General features: G+C 29.2%; 16 protein-coding genes. All 16 read right to left on the reverse strand.

Translation table 11 applies throughout. The annotated features are described in order from the left end of the window. Positions 1-10: 10 nt before the first annotated feature. The 16 genes from ABXG81_RS05740 to argR all read right to left on the reverse strand — a co-directional run bounded on the left by ABXG81_RS05740 (position 11) and on the right by argR (position 15,238). A complete protein-coding gene (locus ABXG81_RS05740) occupies positions 11-250 on the reverse strand; it encodes a V-type ATP synthase subunit F (protein ID WP_117521410.1) in 240 nt (79 codons plus the stop codon). Position 251: 1 nt separating this feature from the next. Beyond that, positions 252-698: an ATP synthase subunit C gene (locus ABXG81_RS05745; protein WP_117521409.1), complete on the reverse strand. Its 447-nt coding sequence runs from the start codon at positions 696-698 to the stop codon at positions 252-254. Positions 699-715: 17 nt separating this feature from the next. Continuing rightward, the gene (locus tag ABXG81_RS05750; protein WP_288222811.1) at positions 716-2,548 is read right to left on the reverse strand and encodes a V-type ATPase 116kDa subunit family protein; all 1,833 of its coding nucleotides are present in this window, start codon (positions 2,546-2,548) and stop codon (positions 716-718) included. Positions 2,549-2,563: 15 nt separating this feature from the next. Beyond that, positions 2,564-3,442 (reverse strand): hypothetical protein, encoded by an 879-nt coding sequence (locus tag ABXG81_RS05755; RefSeq protein WP_209813853.1) that lies wholly within the window; start codon positions 3,440-3,442, stop codon positions 2,564-2,566. Between the two features lie 2 nt (positions 3,443-3,444). Continuing rightward, on the reverse strand, positions 3,445-4,425 hold the full coding sequence (locus tag ABXG81_RS05760; RefSeq protein ID WP_353528499.1) for a V-type ATPase subunit: 981 nt from the start codon (positions 4,423-4,425) through the stop codon (positions 3,445-3,447). Positions 4,426-4,522: 97 nt separating this feature from the next. Continuing rightward, positions 4,523-5,881 carry a tRNA (N6-isopentenyl adenosine(37)-C2)-methylthiotransferase MiaB gene (gene miaB / locus ABXG81_RS05765; protein ID WP_353528501.1) on the reverse strand — a complete coding sequence of 453 codons (1,359 nt, stop codon included), beginning with the start codon at positions 5,879-5,881 and terminating at the stop codon, positions 4,523-4,525. Between the two features lie 65 nt (positions 5,882-5,946). Further along, the gene (locus tag ABXG81_RS05770) at positions 5,947-8,151 is read right to left on the reverse strand and encodes a bifunctional 4-hydroxy-3-methylbut-2-enyl diphosphate reductase/30S ribosomal protein S1 (protein WP_117521401.1); all 2,205 of its coding nucleotides are present in this window, start codon (positions 8,149-8,151) and stop codon (positions 5,947-5,949) included. A gap of 12 nt (positions 8,152-8,163) precedes the next feature. After that, positions 8,164-8,742, reverse strand: coding sequence for a lysophospholipid acyltransferase family protein (locus ABXG81_RS05775; protein WP_117521399.1), 579 nt, complete (start codon positions 8,740-8,742; stop codon positions 8,164-8,166). After that, positions 8,732-9,385, reverse strand: a complete 654-nt coding sequence (gene cmk, locus ABXG81_RS05780; RefSeq protein WP_316122151.1) for a (d)CMP kinase — start codon at positions 9,383-9,385, stop codon at positions 8,732-8,734. Before cmk ends, ABXG81_RS05775 begins: the two co-directional genes overlap by 11 nt. Beyond that, complete coding sequence (locus tag ABXG81_RS05785) at positions 9,382-10,596, reverse strand: NAD(P)/FAD-dependent oxidoreductase (protein ID WP_353528503.1); 1,215 nt, start codon at positions 10,594-10,596, stop codon at positions 9,382-9,384. Before ABXG81_RS05785 ends, cmk begins: the two co-directional genes overlap by 4 nt. 39 nt (positions 10,597-10,635) lie before the next feature. Then, a complete protein-coding gene (locus ABXG81_RS05790) occupies positions 10,636-11,331 on the reverse strand; it encodes a pseudouridine synthase (RefSeq protein ID WP_353528504.1) in 696 nt (231 codons plus the stop codon). Then, entirely contained in the window at positions 11,318-11,854 is a 537-nt protein-coding gene (gene scpB / locus ABXG81_RS05795; protein WP_117521391.1) for an SMC-Scp complex subunit ScpB, read from the reverse strand. Before scpB ends, ABXG81_RS05790 begins: the two co-directional genes overlap by 14 nt. Further along, the gene (locus ABXG81_RS05800) at positions 11,847-12,557 is read right to left on the reverse strand and encodes a segregation/condensation protein A (protein WP_353528505.1); all 711 of its coding nucleotides are present in this window, start codon (positions 12,555-12,557) and stop codon (positions 11,847-11,849) included. The genes scpB and ABXG81_RS05800 overlap by 8 nt, the downstream gene beginning before the upstream one ends. Then, positions 12,554-13,099, reverse strand: a complete 546-nt coding sequence (locus ABXG81_RS05805; RefSeq protein WP_117521387.1) for an NUDIX hydrolase — start codon at positions 13,097-13,099, stop codon at positions 12,554-12,556. The genes ABXG81_RS05800 and ABXG81_RS05805 overlap by 4 nt, the downstream gene beginning before the upstream one ends. Beyond that, entirely contained in the window at positions 13,086-14,786 is a 1,701-nt protein-coding gene (gene recN / locus ABXG81_RS05810) for a DNA repair protein RecN (RefSeq protein WP_316115937.1), read from the reverse strand. The genes ABXG81_RS05805 and recN overlap by 14 nt, the downstream gene beginning before the upstream one ends. Further along, entirely contained in the window at positions 14,786-15,238 is a 453-nt protein-coding gene (gene argR / locus ABXG81_RS05815; protein ID WP_117521383.1) for an arginine repressor, read from the reverse strand. The genes recN and argR overlap by 1 nt, the downstream gene beginning before the upstream one ends. Positions 15,239-15,244: the final 6 nt, after the last annotated feature.

Below are 15,244 nucleotides of genomic sequence, written 5' to 3' on the forward strand. Positions count from 1 at the left end.
TTACCTCCAATTAACCGTCTATGACTACTATCAAAGGAATACTTTCGCTTTCCCTATGAGCCCTAACTTCTTTTTCTATCCAAGACTTGGTGGTTGTTGTAAGTATTAAAACAGCAAGATTTTCATCTTTTATGGATGCTCTAAACTCCTCATCCATCTCTTCTGGATTATTTACTAGGCTTCCTTCAATAGACCCAAGTCTAAACATTACTATAAGACTTGGGTCATTAGTTAATATTTTTGCCTTCATTTTATGCGTTTAAGATTAATATTGAGATAATAACACCAAAGATAGCAATACCTTCTGCTAGACCTACAAAGATTATTGTACGTCCAAGTATTGATTGATCTTCAGAAATAGCACCTAAAGCTGCTGAACCTACTGTACCTACAGCATAACCAGTACCTATAGTTGCAAGTCCTGTTGATAATGCTGCACCAATATATCTAAGTCCATCTACATTGCTTGCAGTACTTCCTGCTGCTACAGCTGCGTCAGTTGCTGCTGCTTTTGTATTTGATGGTAGAAGTAAAACTAAAATCATAGCCATTACTGGCACAAAAGTTGATAAGTTTATTCTAAGTGCTTTTTTAATCTTATCTTTTGATGGATCTTCATTTGTTTTTAGTAGGTATAAACCTGAGTAAATTGTAATAACTACAACTGCTAATGCTAACATTCCTATTTTTAATATCATATTCTTTTCCTCTCTAATTAATTTTCTTTAGTTCTAATTGGTCTAAATAATCGACCGTTTCCTTCATAATACTTGCTGAACATTTCATAAAATTCTAGTCTTAATCCTTGAATGAATACTATCATTCCTTCAAGACCTATTATTAATAGGTTACCTAGAAGTAAGATTACTCCACCCCAGAATCCACCAGCAAGATTCGCCATAACCTCAAAAGCCATATATAAACCAACGTGGTTTATAGCAAAAGCTCCAACTCTTGTAAAAGATACAAGATTTGAAAATACTGATAAAAGTGCTTCTATAATTGAAAATGAACTTTCTATATAGTAATCGCTCTTATTTGAATCGTAAAGTCTTTTTGATCCTGTAATCTTTCTTGCAATTGGTTGCTTAAATACCATCATTATTATTGAAAGTATAAGCATAACAGTACCAATAGGCATTGGTATCGGACTTTTATTTACAAGATTCAGTACTATTATGATAAATGAAATCATCATCATAAGTCCTGCAAGTCCTTCTTTACCAAAGATACCTTCTTCTATATTATTTTGTTTGCTAACCTTATTATAAATGCCTATGATATATGAAATTACCATAAGACTTACACCAAATACAACTGAGGCGATAAGAACAGTCATTACATTATCAAATGGTTTTATAAGTAGGGCAGGAATTAAATCTTCCTTACCAAAAAATGAACCATACATCAGTCCAAAAACAGATGCAGATATCCCTATTCTTTTAAGAAGAGCGCCATAGGTTTTATTTTTCTTAGAAATATAAAAACCTAAAGCTAAAAACACTAATCCCTGACCTAAATCTCCAAACATTAGTCCATACAAGAGCATATAAGTTATTGCAAAAAATGGAGTTGGATCAACTTCATCATAATTGGGAGCTCCATACATATTTACTAAATATTCAAAAGGTCTAAATAAAGGATTATTTTTTAACCTTGTTGGTGGTTGTTCATTGACTGTTTCAACATCACGAGTTGTCACAGTTGTATCTTTATATTCATTCTCTAAAGATTCAAACTCTTTTAGCTCAGATTCTGGAACCCATCCTGATAAGTAAAAATAGTCATCCCCTTTAGCCATCTTTGTCTTTAGCTGATCAGACTTTTTAGTATAATCTAGAGAATATGATAGATTGCCTAAGACATCTTCATATTGGCTATTAATAGCATCAATTTGCTTATTAATCTCACTTAACTCATCTGAGGTTTTCTTAGACTCTTCATTTATTTTTGAGATTACAAAGTCTTCTGGAAGTTCTTTATCGACAAAACCTAGAGTGTTTATAGATCTTGATACATCTTTTTTTACCTTTTCTGGATAAACCAATAAGTAATTTTCTTTTCCTGAAGAAGATTTCTTATCTTTTTTACGTTTATGTTTTTTATTATTTTCTACTTGTTTACTTTCACTAGCTATTTTAGTATTTGGATATTTTTTAGATAAGTCTTCAATAACATTTAAATCAGATTCTGGAACCTGAGCTGAAAAATAAAAATACTTATCACCAAATGCCATGCTATTTTCATAGACGCTAGCTTCTTTGCTAAAATTTAAGTTATAGGATAGATTATCTATTACATCATTATATCTTTGTTTTAAATCATCAATTTTTTGATTTATAGCATTAAGCTTTTCATTATTTTCAACGATTTGACTTTCAATATCATATTCTTTGATATTTTCTGGTAACTCATTGTCAATAAATCCTAGTGAATTTATAGTTCTATTTATATCTTTTTTTACGTTTTTAGCGTATACAAGTAGATAATCTTCTCCATTATTTAGTCTAATATCATCATTTTGTGTGAATTCTTGATTATCTGCCATTACTTTAAATTTTCCTTAATTACTATTATCATCGATTAAATAACCGACAATTTTGTTAACAACATCATCTTTATATTTTTTATAGATATTATCCATATAGTTTATCCTTGATTGATAATCGGCATTAATTGTATTTGCTTTATCATTAGATTCATTCATAATATCATTATAAATTTTATTAGATTGCTCATGTGTTTTTTTACTGTAATCTTGGTCTAAACTCAAAGAGACATTTCTAGTATTATTTTTTTCATTCTCAAGAATATTATCTGTTTGAGTTTTTAGTTTATAAGTAGCTTCATCAAGGGAATAGATTTCATCAAGTGCATTTAAACTTGCTCTATCTACATTTCCATCTAAATGGATTATTAATGATGGTATATTATCATAATTATTTTTCAGTATAAACCTACCATCTTCTGTTACTGAACCATATCTATAATCGAAATATTTCAAATCTTGAATTTTTTCAATATCAATATCATGTTCTTTAAGAGCGTCAATATTTTCTTTATAAATATTAAGCTTTTTAGATTTTTCTTCTAATTCTTGTTTTTTTGCTAATAAAGTTTCAAGCTCATCATAGAGGGCATTTACCCTTTCATGATCCACAAGTTTTCCATTTGGATTATCGGATACATTTAAAGAATTTTTTAATTCCTCTAGTTTTTCTACATAGCCATCTTCGTTTCTGTCAAATCCTGATAATTTATTGATATCTTCAGCAATATCAACATTTTCAGCACTAGCTGTAATGTTAAAAGTCCTATTAGTAACTTGGTTAAAGGCATCAACTGGTTCAATGTCTCCAATTTTTATTACATCTTCTAAAAAGCTGTCCAAATTATTCAGGTCTGATATCATATTTACCAGATACATTTTTTCAACTGCCATTATTACCTCACTATCAAATATTCCATGCGTTCGTCAGCTGTAAAACTATCATCTAGTTCTAACAATGATTCTATATTCTCTCCACTAATAAAAATTATATTCATAGCTGAAATTACATAAAGGATATCTGATCTTTGTCGGGTTATTTCACCTCTATAAAGCTTCAGTTCTCTCTTACGCACTTCTTTATGAATACGGCCATTATTATCAAAAAGAGTCCTATACTTGCTTGATTTCATTTTCTTTAAGAAATCTTCTTTAGATAAAAGAGATAATTCCTTAAGTCTTTGACCATTAAAGGTATTGCCACCTTCTATCAAATAATTAAATATATCACTATCATTTAAATTATAATAGGATTTTAACCTATAAAGCATCTCAAAGTTTAATAAATTTATCTCCTCACCCAAAAAGTTTTCAATAAGTTTTCGCTCTTTGAGTGGAAATTTTTTAGCAAGTTTAAGTAAACTCCTGTAATAAAACTTCATCAATGCATTTGATGATAAAAAAATTACAGAATCCTTCTCCATATTTTTATTTAAATATGGCACTAATGTTCGGTAGTATCTACTATTTTTATTCTTTTCAATAAAAGTTTCCAAGTTCATACTTGGATCTAAATTAAAGTTTTTTGCTAATGGGTTAGATGAAAAGTTTATATAATTTCGCTCAAAATTTTTATTTACTAAAGATTCTATTATCTCTTGTAAAAATAGTATTTCATATTTTGAAAAATAAAGATTGAAAAAATCACTTTCTAATCCCTTTAAGAAATAATCTATACTTTTTAGTTCTTTATACATATTTCTAAAGTTACTATCTTCTAAGCTTTTCTTATCCATCTTATTATCTATTGATGGATATTTTTTAGATAATATATCAATCTTTTTGGATAAATCACTTTCATTAGCAAGACTTATATAAAGATCATTATCCGGAATTTTACCCATTTTTGCTTTTGATTTTACTAATACATCTCTCATTTATCGCCTCTTTTCTCCTATAACATTAAGATAATAACACTATCAAGATAACAATTAAAGGATAATAAATAATGTATATTTTTTATAATCTAATTGATTATTGGTTAACTAAATCTCCTGATATAGTAAATGAAGTATTGTCTGTTATTTTAACCTTAACAATCTCACCAATAAGTTCTTTTGGAGCCTTTACATGAACCAATTTAAAAGTATCTGTCCTACCTGTCAAAACACTTGAATCATTCTTAGACTCTGATTCTAATAATACATCAACAATACGCCCAATGTATTCTTTATTTTTTTCGTTAAAGGTTGGATATAGTTCATCTAAAAGTCTTTGGAATCTATCTTGAACAATTTTATCATCTATAATTGGGTAGGTAGCTGCAACTGTTTTTGGCCTTGGTGAATATTTAAAGGTGAAAGCTGAGTCAAATCCTACCTTACGGCAAGCTTGAAGAGTCTTTTGAAAATCTTCTTCTGTTTCTGTAGGAAATCCTACAATAATATCAGTTGATAAAGCTATGCCTGGAATCTCTTCCTTTAATTTATTTGCCCTTTCTAGGTATTTTTCAATCGTATAGTGTCTATTCATTTTTTTAAGAACACTATTAGAACCAGATTGCATAGGTAAATGGAAATAATTGCATACATTATCATTATCACGGATAACATCAATTAATTCATCTGATAAATCTTTAGGATGACTTGAAGTAAATCTTATTCTTTCTACTCCAGGAATTTTCGCCACACGAGCTAGAAGTTCAGGAAAAGTGAAATCATAATTTGCCTTATTACCATAGGAATTAACATTTTGTCCTAAAAGGGTGATTTCTTTAAATCCTTGATCTACTAGATATTCAACTTCTTCTATAATGGTGTATGGACGTCTAGATTCTTCACGCCCTCTAGATTCTGGAACTATACAATAAGTACAATAATTATCACATCCACGCATTATATTTACATAGGCTTGAAAATCATTAGTAGTATTATATTTTTCAAAATCATCTTTTACATCATCTGTAGATATATCAATTACTCTTTCATTTGTTTCCAAATATCTAAATATTAAATCAGCAAGAGAGTTTATATTCTTGGTACCAAAAATTATATCTACTTCTGGATGTTTGTCTATTATTACACCTCTAGCTGTTGTAGTTTGCATCATACAGCCAGATACAGCAATTATTTTCTCTGGATTTTCTTTCTTTAATTTTTTAAGAGAAGATACCTGACCATATAACTTTAGCTCAGCATTCTCACGAACTAAGCAAGTATTAAAAAGTATAAAGTCTGCATCTTCTCTATTACTTGTATAAGTATAACCTAGATCTTCTAAGATATAAGAAATTCTCTCAGAATCATGTTCATTCATCTGACAACCGAAAGTTGTTATATTATATTTCTTACCCTCAAAATAATCTTTATATTTTTCTTTTTGTAAATTTTGCATATGTCCTCACTTAAAAAAAGAAGATGACCGAAATCATCTTCTTTATTTTTTTGTTATTATAGATATTAATATTCTGTTTCTTCTTCATCAGAATTACTAGCTGCTTGATCTTCATCTTCAGAATCTAATGTAACTATATCTTCATCAACTTTTTCCTCAGTATTTTCTGCTGAATCAAAGTCATCAATAACATTGTCAACTTCAGAATCATCTGAAATTAGATCGCCACCTTGTTCGAATAAAGCTTGTTCTAGTAAATTACCAAGATTATTATTTAAATCATCATCAGAACTGAAGTTTTGAGAATTATTTCTTTCAGATTTTCTTCTTTGTCTATTTTCATTTCTTCTGTTGTTATTGTTTTCTCTTCTTGGTTTTCTTTCTGGTCTTTCTGGAGCTTCTTCAAGTTGTTTGATTGATAAACCAATTTTTTCTTCTTCTTTATCTAAGGAAATGATTTTAACTTGAATTTCATCTCCAATGTTTAATTCGTCAGATGGTTTTTCAACGTGATCCCAAGAAATCTCTGATACATGAACTAATCCTTCAACACCATCCGCAACTTCTACGAAAGCACCAAAGTCTAATAAATTAACAACCTTGCCTGTTACAATATCACCAATTTCATGTTCATTTACAAATGAATCGAATGGTTTATCTAATAGTTGTTTACGACCAAGTGAGATTCTATTTTTCTCTTTGTTAAGTTTAAGTATCTTAACTTCGATTTTATCTCCAACGTTTAAAACATCTGATGGTACTTCTACTCTTGTCCATGCAATATCAGATACGTGTAATAATCCGTCAAGACCATTTACTTCTACAAAGGCACCAAAGTCTGTAAGTCTTGCAACTTCTCCTTCGATTACTTGTCCTTCTTCAAGTTCATCCCATCTATCTTCTAACTCATCTTCAAGAACATCTTTACGAGATAAAACTAATCTATTTTTACGTTCATCAATTGAAACAATTTTAAGGTCCCAAGTTTCTCCAACAAATTTCTTGAAGTTTTTAACAAAATATGTAGCTACTTGACTAGCTGGTATAAATCCGCTTATTCCATTAACATCAACTGTAAGTCCGCCTTTGTTAAATCCTGAAACTGTACCTTCTACTAATTCATCATTTTCATATTTATTAAGAAGTTCTTTCCAGCTTTTCATGCCTTGAACTCTTCTTGTTGATAATGCTACATTACCTTCACCGTCATCTAGTTTGATAACATACACATCAATATCAGTTCCAACTTCAAAATGATCTTTAGGATTTTCGCTTTCTTCTTCTGTCATTTCGTCAAGTTTTATGATTCCGTCTGCACGATATTGTATATCAACAAAAACCTCATCATCTTTCACATCGATTACTGTTCCTGTCACAATATCTTTTGGATAGATTTTCTTTAAACTATCTTCAAGACTATTCATAAAATCTTCTTTTGTAAATTCGTCCATCTTTCTAACTACCTCCTCAATAATCTCATCAGGTGTTGACGCACCAGCGATTATTCCAATTTTATTAAATTCAGAGAGCTTTTGCAAAGGTAGATCTTTAACAGTCTCAATCCTAAAAACATTTTTATTATACTTACTTGCTACTTGATATAGCTTGTTAGTATTAGAACTATTAAAACCACCAACTACAATCATGCAATCTACCTCTTTAGATAAGTCTTTTGCAGAATCTTGTCTAAGCTTTGTAGCATTGCATATTGTGTTTTCTATTACTACACTACCACTATTTCCTTTGAGCGTATTTGCAATATTGTAGTAAAAATCCTTTCTATTTGTAGTTTGGCTTACCACATAGATAGGTTTTTCACTTTTAACATTTTTTGCTTCAGTCTCATCTGTAACTATTATACCATTTTTTAAATAAGAGTCCATAGCTTTTATCTCTGGATGCTCTCTATCACCTACTATTACAACTTGGTACCCTTCATCTTCTTTTTGTCTTATCTTTTTATATATATTATTTAAGACTGGACAAGTTGCATCTAGAATTTCATTATTATTTTCTATAAGCGCTTTTTTAAAGTCTGCACTTTCTCCATGGGCTCTTATAACTATCAACGAATCTTTGATATCTAGAGCTTTTTTCTTAGTTATTAGCTTAAGTCCTTGTTTTTCATAAGACTTTACAAGTTGCGGATTGTGAATTAAGGGGCCTACTGTATATTTTTCTTTATTACTTTCAAGTGCTTCGTTTGCTAGATCAACCGACCTACTTACTCCAAAACAAAAGCCCGAATTATCTGCTATAATTATCTCCATTTATATCACTTCCTAACTTAACCTAGATTGATATATCCCTTTATATATTTCATCAGTAATATCTTTCATAGCTTCTTTTGATTTTAGGGATAGGTATTGATCAATTTTTATTGGTTTATTTATCTTTATAATTGTTTTTTGGAACGGCTTATATGATGAAATAATTTCTATTGGCACTAAATCACATTTTGCCTTTAGTGCTATATATGATACTCCTTCTTTGAGATTAGAACGTGAAATTTCATCTACTCTAGTGCCTTCTGGGAATATTCCTAGAGTCTGATTATCATTAACCAATCCAATAGCATATTTCATTGATTTTAAATCTCTACCTTCTCTATTTATAGGAAAGACACCTAGTTTTCTTAAAAAACCTCCTAGTAATGGATTAGTAAATAGTTCTTTTTTACCCATAAATCTAATAGGCCAGGTCATCATTATTGCAATAAATACCGGATCCCAATTTGACCAGTGATTGGCACATAAAATAAATCCATTATCTTCTGGTAAGTTTTCTGTACCTCTTAGCTCTAGTCTAAATAGAGGTCTTATAAAGACCTTAACAAATACTCTTAAAAATCTATACAACATCATCTTTTTCCATATTATCTAATATAGTTTTTACAGTTTCTTCAATTGTCTGATTTGAATTATCTATTTCTATGGCATCATCTGCTTTTTTAAGAGGAGATATAGCGCGAGTAGAATCATACAAGTCTCTTTGAATTATCGCTTGCTCTAATTCATCAATACTAAGCCCTGACTCATTTTGAAAAAAGCGCCTAATTGCTCTTTGATGAGTATTTGCTGTCAAATAAAATTTATACTTTGCATTCGGAAATACTACTGTACCTATATCTCTTCCATCAAGAACAAAGGATTTTTCATTAGCAATTTCTCTTTGCATTTCAACTAGTCTTTGTCTAACTAATCCATTGGCAGAAACCCAAGATACATTTTTTGTGACAAGGTCAGTTCTAATATCCCCTTCTACATTTTCTCCATTAATATAGATGTTATTTTCTATAAAATCTATATTAATGTCATCTAAAACTTCTGATATTTTGCAATCACTAGCATCTTCTTTAATATTATTATCTAAAAAATACTTAGTAACTGCCCTATACATGGATCCTGTGTTTAAATATTCTATTTTTAATATCTCTGCTAATTTTACAGAAATTGTTGACTTACCTGAACCACTTGGTCCATCTATTGCTAAAATATAAGTCATATCTTCTCCTTAATTGCTTTTGCTGCAGCAAATCCAGTAGTAAAGGCTATTTGCAAATTAAAACCACCTGTTAAGCCATCGACATCTAAAACTTCCCCTATAAAATAAAGATTAGGAACTAATTTTGATTCCATTGTCTTGGGGTTTATTTCTTTTACACAAATCCCTCCACGAGTAATTGTTGCAGTATTATATCCACCAAATTTATCAAAATATAGACTAAAATCTTTTATATTTTCAATTATAGTTAACCTTTCTTCCTTAGTAATCTGACCTGTCTTTTTATCGTCTCTTATTCTTGCTCTAGATAAGATAGGCTTTATTAGAGCTTGAGCAAGTAATCCTTTTAAAATATTTGAAATATCTTTATTTGGATTTTTATCAAATATTTCTATCAATTCTAAATCTAAATCGTAAAAGTTCTTTTCTACCAAGTCAATACTTACTTCAAAAACTTTTTTATCAACTATAAAAGAAGATAAGCTTAAAATAGCAGGTCCAGTCAAAAAGTTTTTGCTTATCAATACTGATCCATGTTGACTAAACACACCCTCATTAGTTTTTGCACTTATCTTAACATTATCTAAATTTAAAGCTTTGATATGATCTAAATCTTTGTCCTTAAAAAATATGGGTACAAGCGATGGATAAGTTTTATCTATCTTATGTCCAAAATTTTTTGCAAAAATATAGCCATCTCCACTAGAGCCAGTATTTGGATAAGAAAGAGCTCCTGTAGCTATTATAAGATATTCGAATTCATATGTTCTATCTTCAGTACTAACTTTAAAAATCTTATCTTTTTTAATATCTACAACCCTAGCTTCACTAATAAGTTTTACATTTTTCTCCATTAATTCTTTTTCGAAAAATTTAACTATATCTGAAGATCTTTGGCTTTTGGGAAATACTCTTCCATTTTCTTCAGTAAATAATTCTATGCCATGACTTTGATAAAAGTCCATAGTTGAATAATTATCGTGCATAGAAAATGAAGAAAACATGAATTTCTTATTTCTAACTATATTATCTAAAAATTCATCATAAAACATTGCATTGGTAATATTACATCTACCATTGCCAGTCATCAAAAGCTTTTTACCTATACTATCATTTTTCTCAAGTAGAGTTATATCTGTACTCTCATTTGCTAAATTAAGAGCAGCATATAGACCACTGGCCCCTGCTCCTATTATTCCTATTTTTTTCATATGCTATAAAAACTTTACCATAAAAAAAGAAATATATACCTACTTCTTTATTAAATTAACAAATTCCATATCTTTTTTATTAAATTTCTGATAATTGCCAAGTTTTAAATCTGTAAGTTTTATAGATCCAATTCTAACTCTTTTAAGATCTATTACTTTTGATCCAAAAACATCAAACATTCTTCTTATTTGACGATTATAGCCTTGACTTATTAAAACTTTATAAGTATTATTTCCTATAAAATATAAATCAGACTCATTAGTAAACTCACCGTTTCCTATATAAAGTCCTGATTTAAATTCTTGGCATTGTTGTTTTGTTAGCAACTTTGTAACTCTTACGATATATTCTTTCTCCACCTTAAAACTTGGATGTACTAGGCAGTTACTAAAGTCACCATCATTTGTTATTATCAAAAGTCCATGACTATCCTTATCAAGTCTTCCAGCTGCAAAAAATTTTTCATTAATATTCATTAAATTATTTAAGTCTTTTCTATTATGCGGATCAAAATTGCTTGTAATATATCCAATAGGTTTATTTAATTTATAATAAAAATAATCTTCTAATTTTAATATTTTTCCATTAATGCTTACTATATCATTATCACCTACATCATAGCCTAGTTTAGTTAATATATTTCCGTTGATTTTAACTTCTCCCCTATTAATAAGCTCATCAGCCTTTCTTCTAGATGTGTAACCAGATTTTGCAATATATTTATTGATCCTCATATAGATTATCCTCTGCTTCCTTAATCTCTGGCAATTCTGATAAGTCTTTTATATCGAAATATTTCAAAAATAAATCTGTAGTTATATAGATTATAGGCTTTCCTATCTTATCTAATCTACCATTTTCTTTAATAAGACCACGATCCAATAGATTATCTATTGTTGATTGGGATCTAACCCCTCTTATCTTATCTATCTCAGCACGTGTTATAGGTTGCTTATAAGCAATAATTGATAGGGTCTCTAAAGCTGATGTGGAAAGTTTTTTTTCTGATGATTTTATTAAATTAGTAAAATACTTATCATGTTCAGCTCTAGTTGTAAACTGATAGGAATTATTAAATTTCTTAATCAATAGTCCACTATCACCGTTTTCTCTTTCATCAATCATTTCCAAAAGAGCAGCTTTTATTTGATTTTTATTTGCATCTACAATAATCTTAGATAAATCTTCTATATCTATCGGTTCACCCCAGACATAAAAAATCTCTTCAATTACTCCTTTTAGGTAAGCATTATCCATTTATAGACTGACCCCTCTTTTTTATATGAAACTTATTACCTTCTTTTTGCTCTAAATAAATTTCTTTTAGTTTAAATAATTCTAATAGTGCCAAAAAACTAGCTATACATTCAGATTTACTGTGAATTTCATTTGTAATCAAATCAAGTCTTAAATCACCTTTTATATCTAAAGCTTTTCTATAAGAACTTAGATAATCATTGACATCTGGTGTCTTTATTTGAGATATTACATTTCTATGTACCTCTTCTTTTTCTAATTTTTTTAATAACTTCTCAAATTGGCTAGCAAGTAGAACAACATCTTTACTGATGAATTCTTCTTCACTTTCAAATTGTGAAAGATCCTCAGCATATTTGCTATGTATTTTCCTAGCTTCTAATTCTAGTTTTTTAAAATCATCTTGAACTGATTTTATTTTCTTGTATTCTATTAGATATGTTAATAAATCTTCTTCAAGGTTATTATCATCTTCATCTTTTGGTAAAAGCTTTGAAGATTTAATACTTAAAAGTATGGAAGCTATATAAATAAAGCTTGAAATATCCTCTAAAGAAGTATCAAGCTTTTCTATCTCTAGCAGGTAATCATTAGTAATATCTTCAAGCTTTATATCATAAATATCAATCTTTTGTTTTTCAATAAGTTTTAATAACAAATCAAAAGGGCCTTGATAGCCCTCTAGTTCAATGTTTAAATTCATTTGCTTTCATGCATAACTGCATATTGTATTGCAATTATAGTTTTTGCATCAGTTATTTCTCCATTTAAAACTTTGTTGTAAAGTTCATCTATCGGATAAGATTTTGCCTCTAAATCCTCATCTTCATCTAAATCAAGCTTTGATTCCCTTAAGTCTTTTGCCAGGAAAAATGAAAGCTTATCATTAGTAAAACCAGGTGATGAGTGCATAGTGAATAAAAAGTCGCAAGTTTCTGGGTAAAATCCTACTTCTTCTTGCAATTCACGACGGGCAGTCTCAATTGGAGTTTCATTAGCATCTATTAGTCCTGCTGGTATTTCAAGCATAACTTGATCTACTGCTTTTCTATATTGGCTTACCATCCATAATTTATCTTCTCCATCATAAGCAATAATTCCAACACCTTTTTGGTGGTCAACTATTTCTCTCTTGGAATATTTTTTATTTTGAAGCTCTACAGTATCAACTCTAAGTTTTAAAATTTTGCCATCATATATTGTATCCGACTTTATAGATGTTTCGTAAAATTTATCTTCGCTCATTTCTTAATTCCTCCGCCATAGTTAACATTTCACTTGCTGAATTTATAGTAATATCAGTAATATTTACACCACCAATTAATCTAGCAATTTCGTTAGTACGATTATCTTCTTCAATTTTTTCAGTAGAAGATATTGTATAATCTCCCACATCTCTTTTTGATATAAGTATATGGTTACTAGCAAGAGAAGCTATTTGTGGTAAGTGGCTTATCGATATCACTTGTCTTCTCTTAGATAAGTCAAGAATCTTCTCTCCAACTATTTGTGCTGTCCTACCAGAAATACCAGTGTCTATTTCATCAAATATCATAGTATCAACATTATCAAAGTCAGCAAATATTTCTTTAAATGCTAGCATAATTCTAGATATTTCACCACCCGATGCTGTCTTTGTAAGGGATTTTAATGCCTCTCCCTTGTTAGTTCTTATGAGAAAATCTACTTCATCAATTCCTGTAGTATCTACAGCATCTTTTTTGTTGAATTCTATTTTAAAAAGTCCATTTTTGATATTTAGATCTTTTATAGATTTATTAATCTTTTCTTCTATAATTTTACTTTTATTTACCCTAATTTCATGAAGTTTATTAGCATTTTCTTCTAATTTTTTATCAAGATCGCTTAAAATATTATCCAAATTATCTCTTAGATCTTCAATTTCGTCAAGTTCCTTACTTCTTTTCGAAATCGTATCATAATATGTCATTATATCATCAATTGTTGCACCATACTTGCGTTTAAGATTAAAAATATGCTCCATCAAATCTTCTAATTCTTGACTGCGTTCTGGATCTCCTACTAAAGTTTCCTCATAGATATCCATATCAGAATATATATCATTTAGTTCATCATTTATGGCAGATAACCTATCATAAAACTCACTAACTTTTTGATCAAAATTTGAGTAAGAAGATAATTCACTCATACTGGTGCTTATCATATTAGATATAGAATTTACATCATAATCACTATTATCTATTATTCCTTTTGCTGTTTCAATGGATTCTCTTAAAGCATTAATATTATTAAGTTTCTTGTATTCTTCGTCTATATCTTCTTCATTTACAGAAAGTAAATCAACCTGTTCAATCTCATCTATTTGATACTTTATGAGATCTCTCTCTCTTTGAATCTCCTCTTCAGATAGATTTAGATTATTATACTTGACTAAATAATCATTTTTTTGATTCACTAAAGCTTTGACCATCTTTTTTAAATCTTGAGTTTTTTTATCATTAGAATAGTTATCTATAAAATAAATGTAATTCGCCTTATTCATAAAGGCATTAGAGTCTCCTTGATTATATATATCTAATAAAATCGGTGAAATTTCTCTTAATATCGTAAGATTTGCTATCCTACCGTTAATCCTTAGTGTTGATGATTTTTTTGATATAGTTCTACTTACAATTAGTTTATTATCATCTTCATCAAATACTACATTATTGTTTTCAAGTATTCTTTTAGTTTTAGGATTAAGCTTAAAAACTCCTTCTATTAATGTTTTTTCTGCAAATCTGCCTACTATATCCTTGTCAGCTCTTTTCCCTAATAATAAATTAATGGCTTCAAGTATAAGAGATTTTCCTGAACCAGTTTCTCCCGTTAATACATTAAAACCATCTTCAAAATATATGTGATTTCTTTTAATAATAACAAAGTTATCAATAAAGAGCTCGGCTAGCATTATCTGACCATACCTCTTATATCTTCTATTAATTCATCTAATTTTTCAAAATCTTTAGGTGTTATAAATATTGTATCAATGCCTGTTACTATTCCACCAATGTTTTTAAGCTTAGAGTTTGTTATGTATTGGCCACAAACTGTTGCACAATATGAAATAGTTTTTATGACACATAGTTGAGCAGATTTCTCTACTGATAATACAGACTCCTTAAAAATCTTCTCCATTCTTTCATTAAGTGTATCATAAACTGTATCTACAACCGTATATTTATACTCATAATCATCTGCCTGAACTTTTGAAATTCTAAGTTCCTTGATGTCTCTAGAAATTGTAGCTTGTGTTGCATTTACCCCATGATCTCTGAGCATTTCAGAAAGTTGACTTTGAGTTTTCACTTCGTTATTTTGAATAATATCAAGAATTAGTCTTTGTCTAGTATATTTTTTCATAATTAA

Source organism: Anaerococcus nagyae, from assembly GCF_040364225.1.
Taxonomy (GTDB): Bacteria; Bacillota; Clostridia; order Tissierellales; family Peptoniphilaceae; genus Anaerococcus; species Anaerococcus nagyae.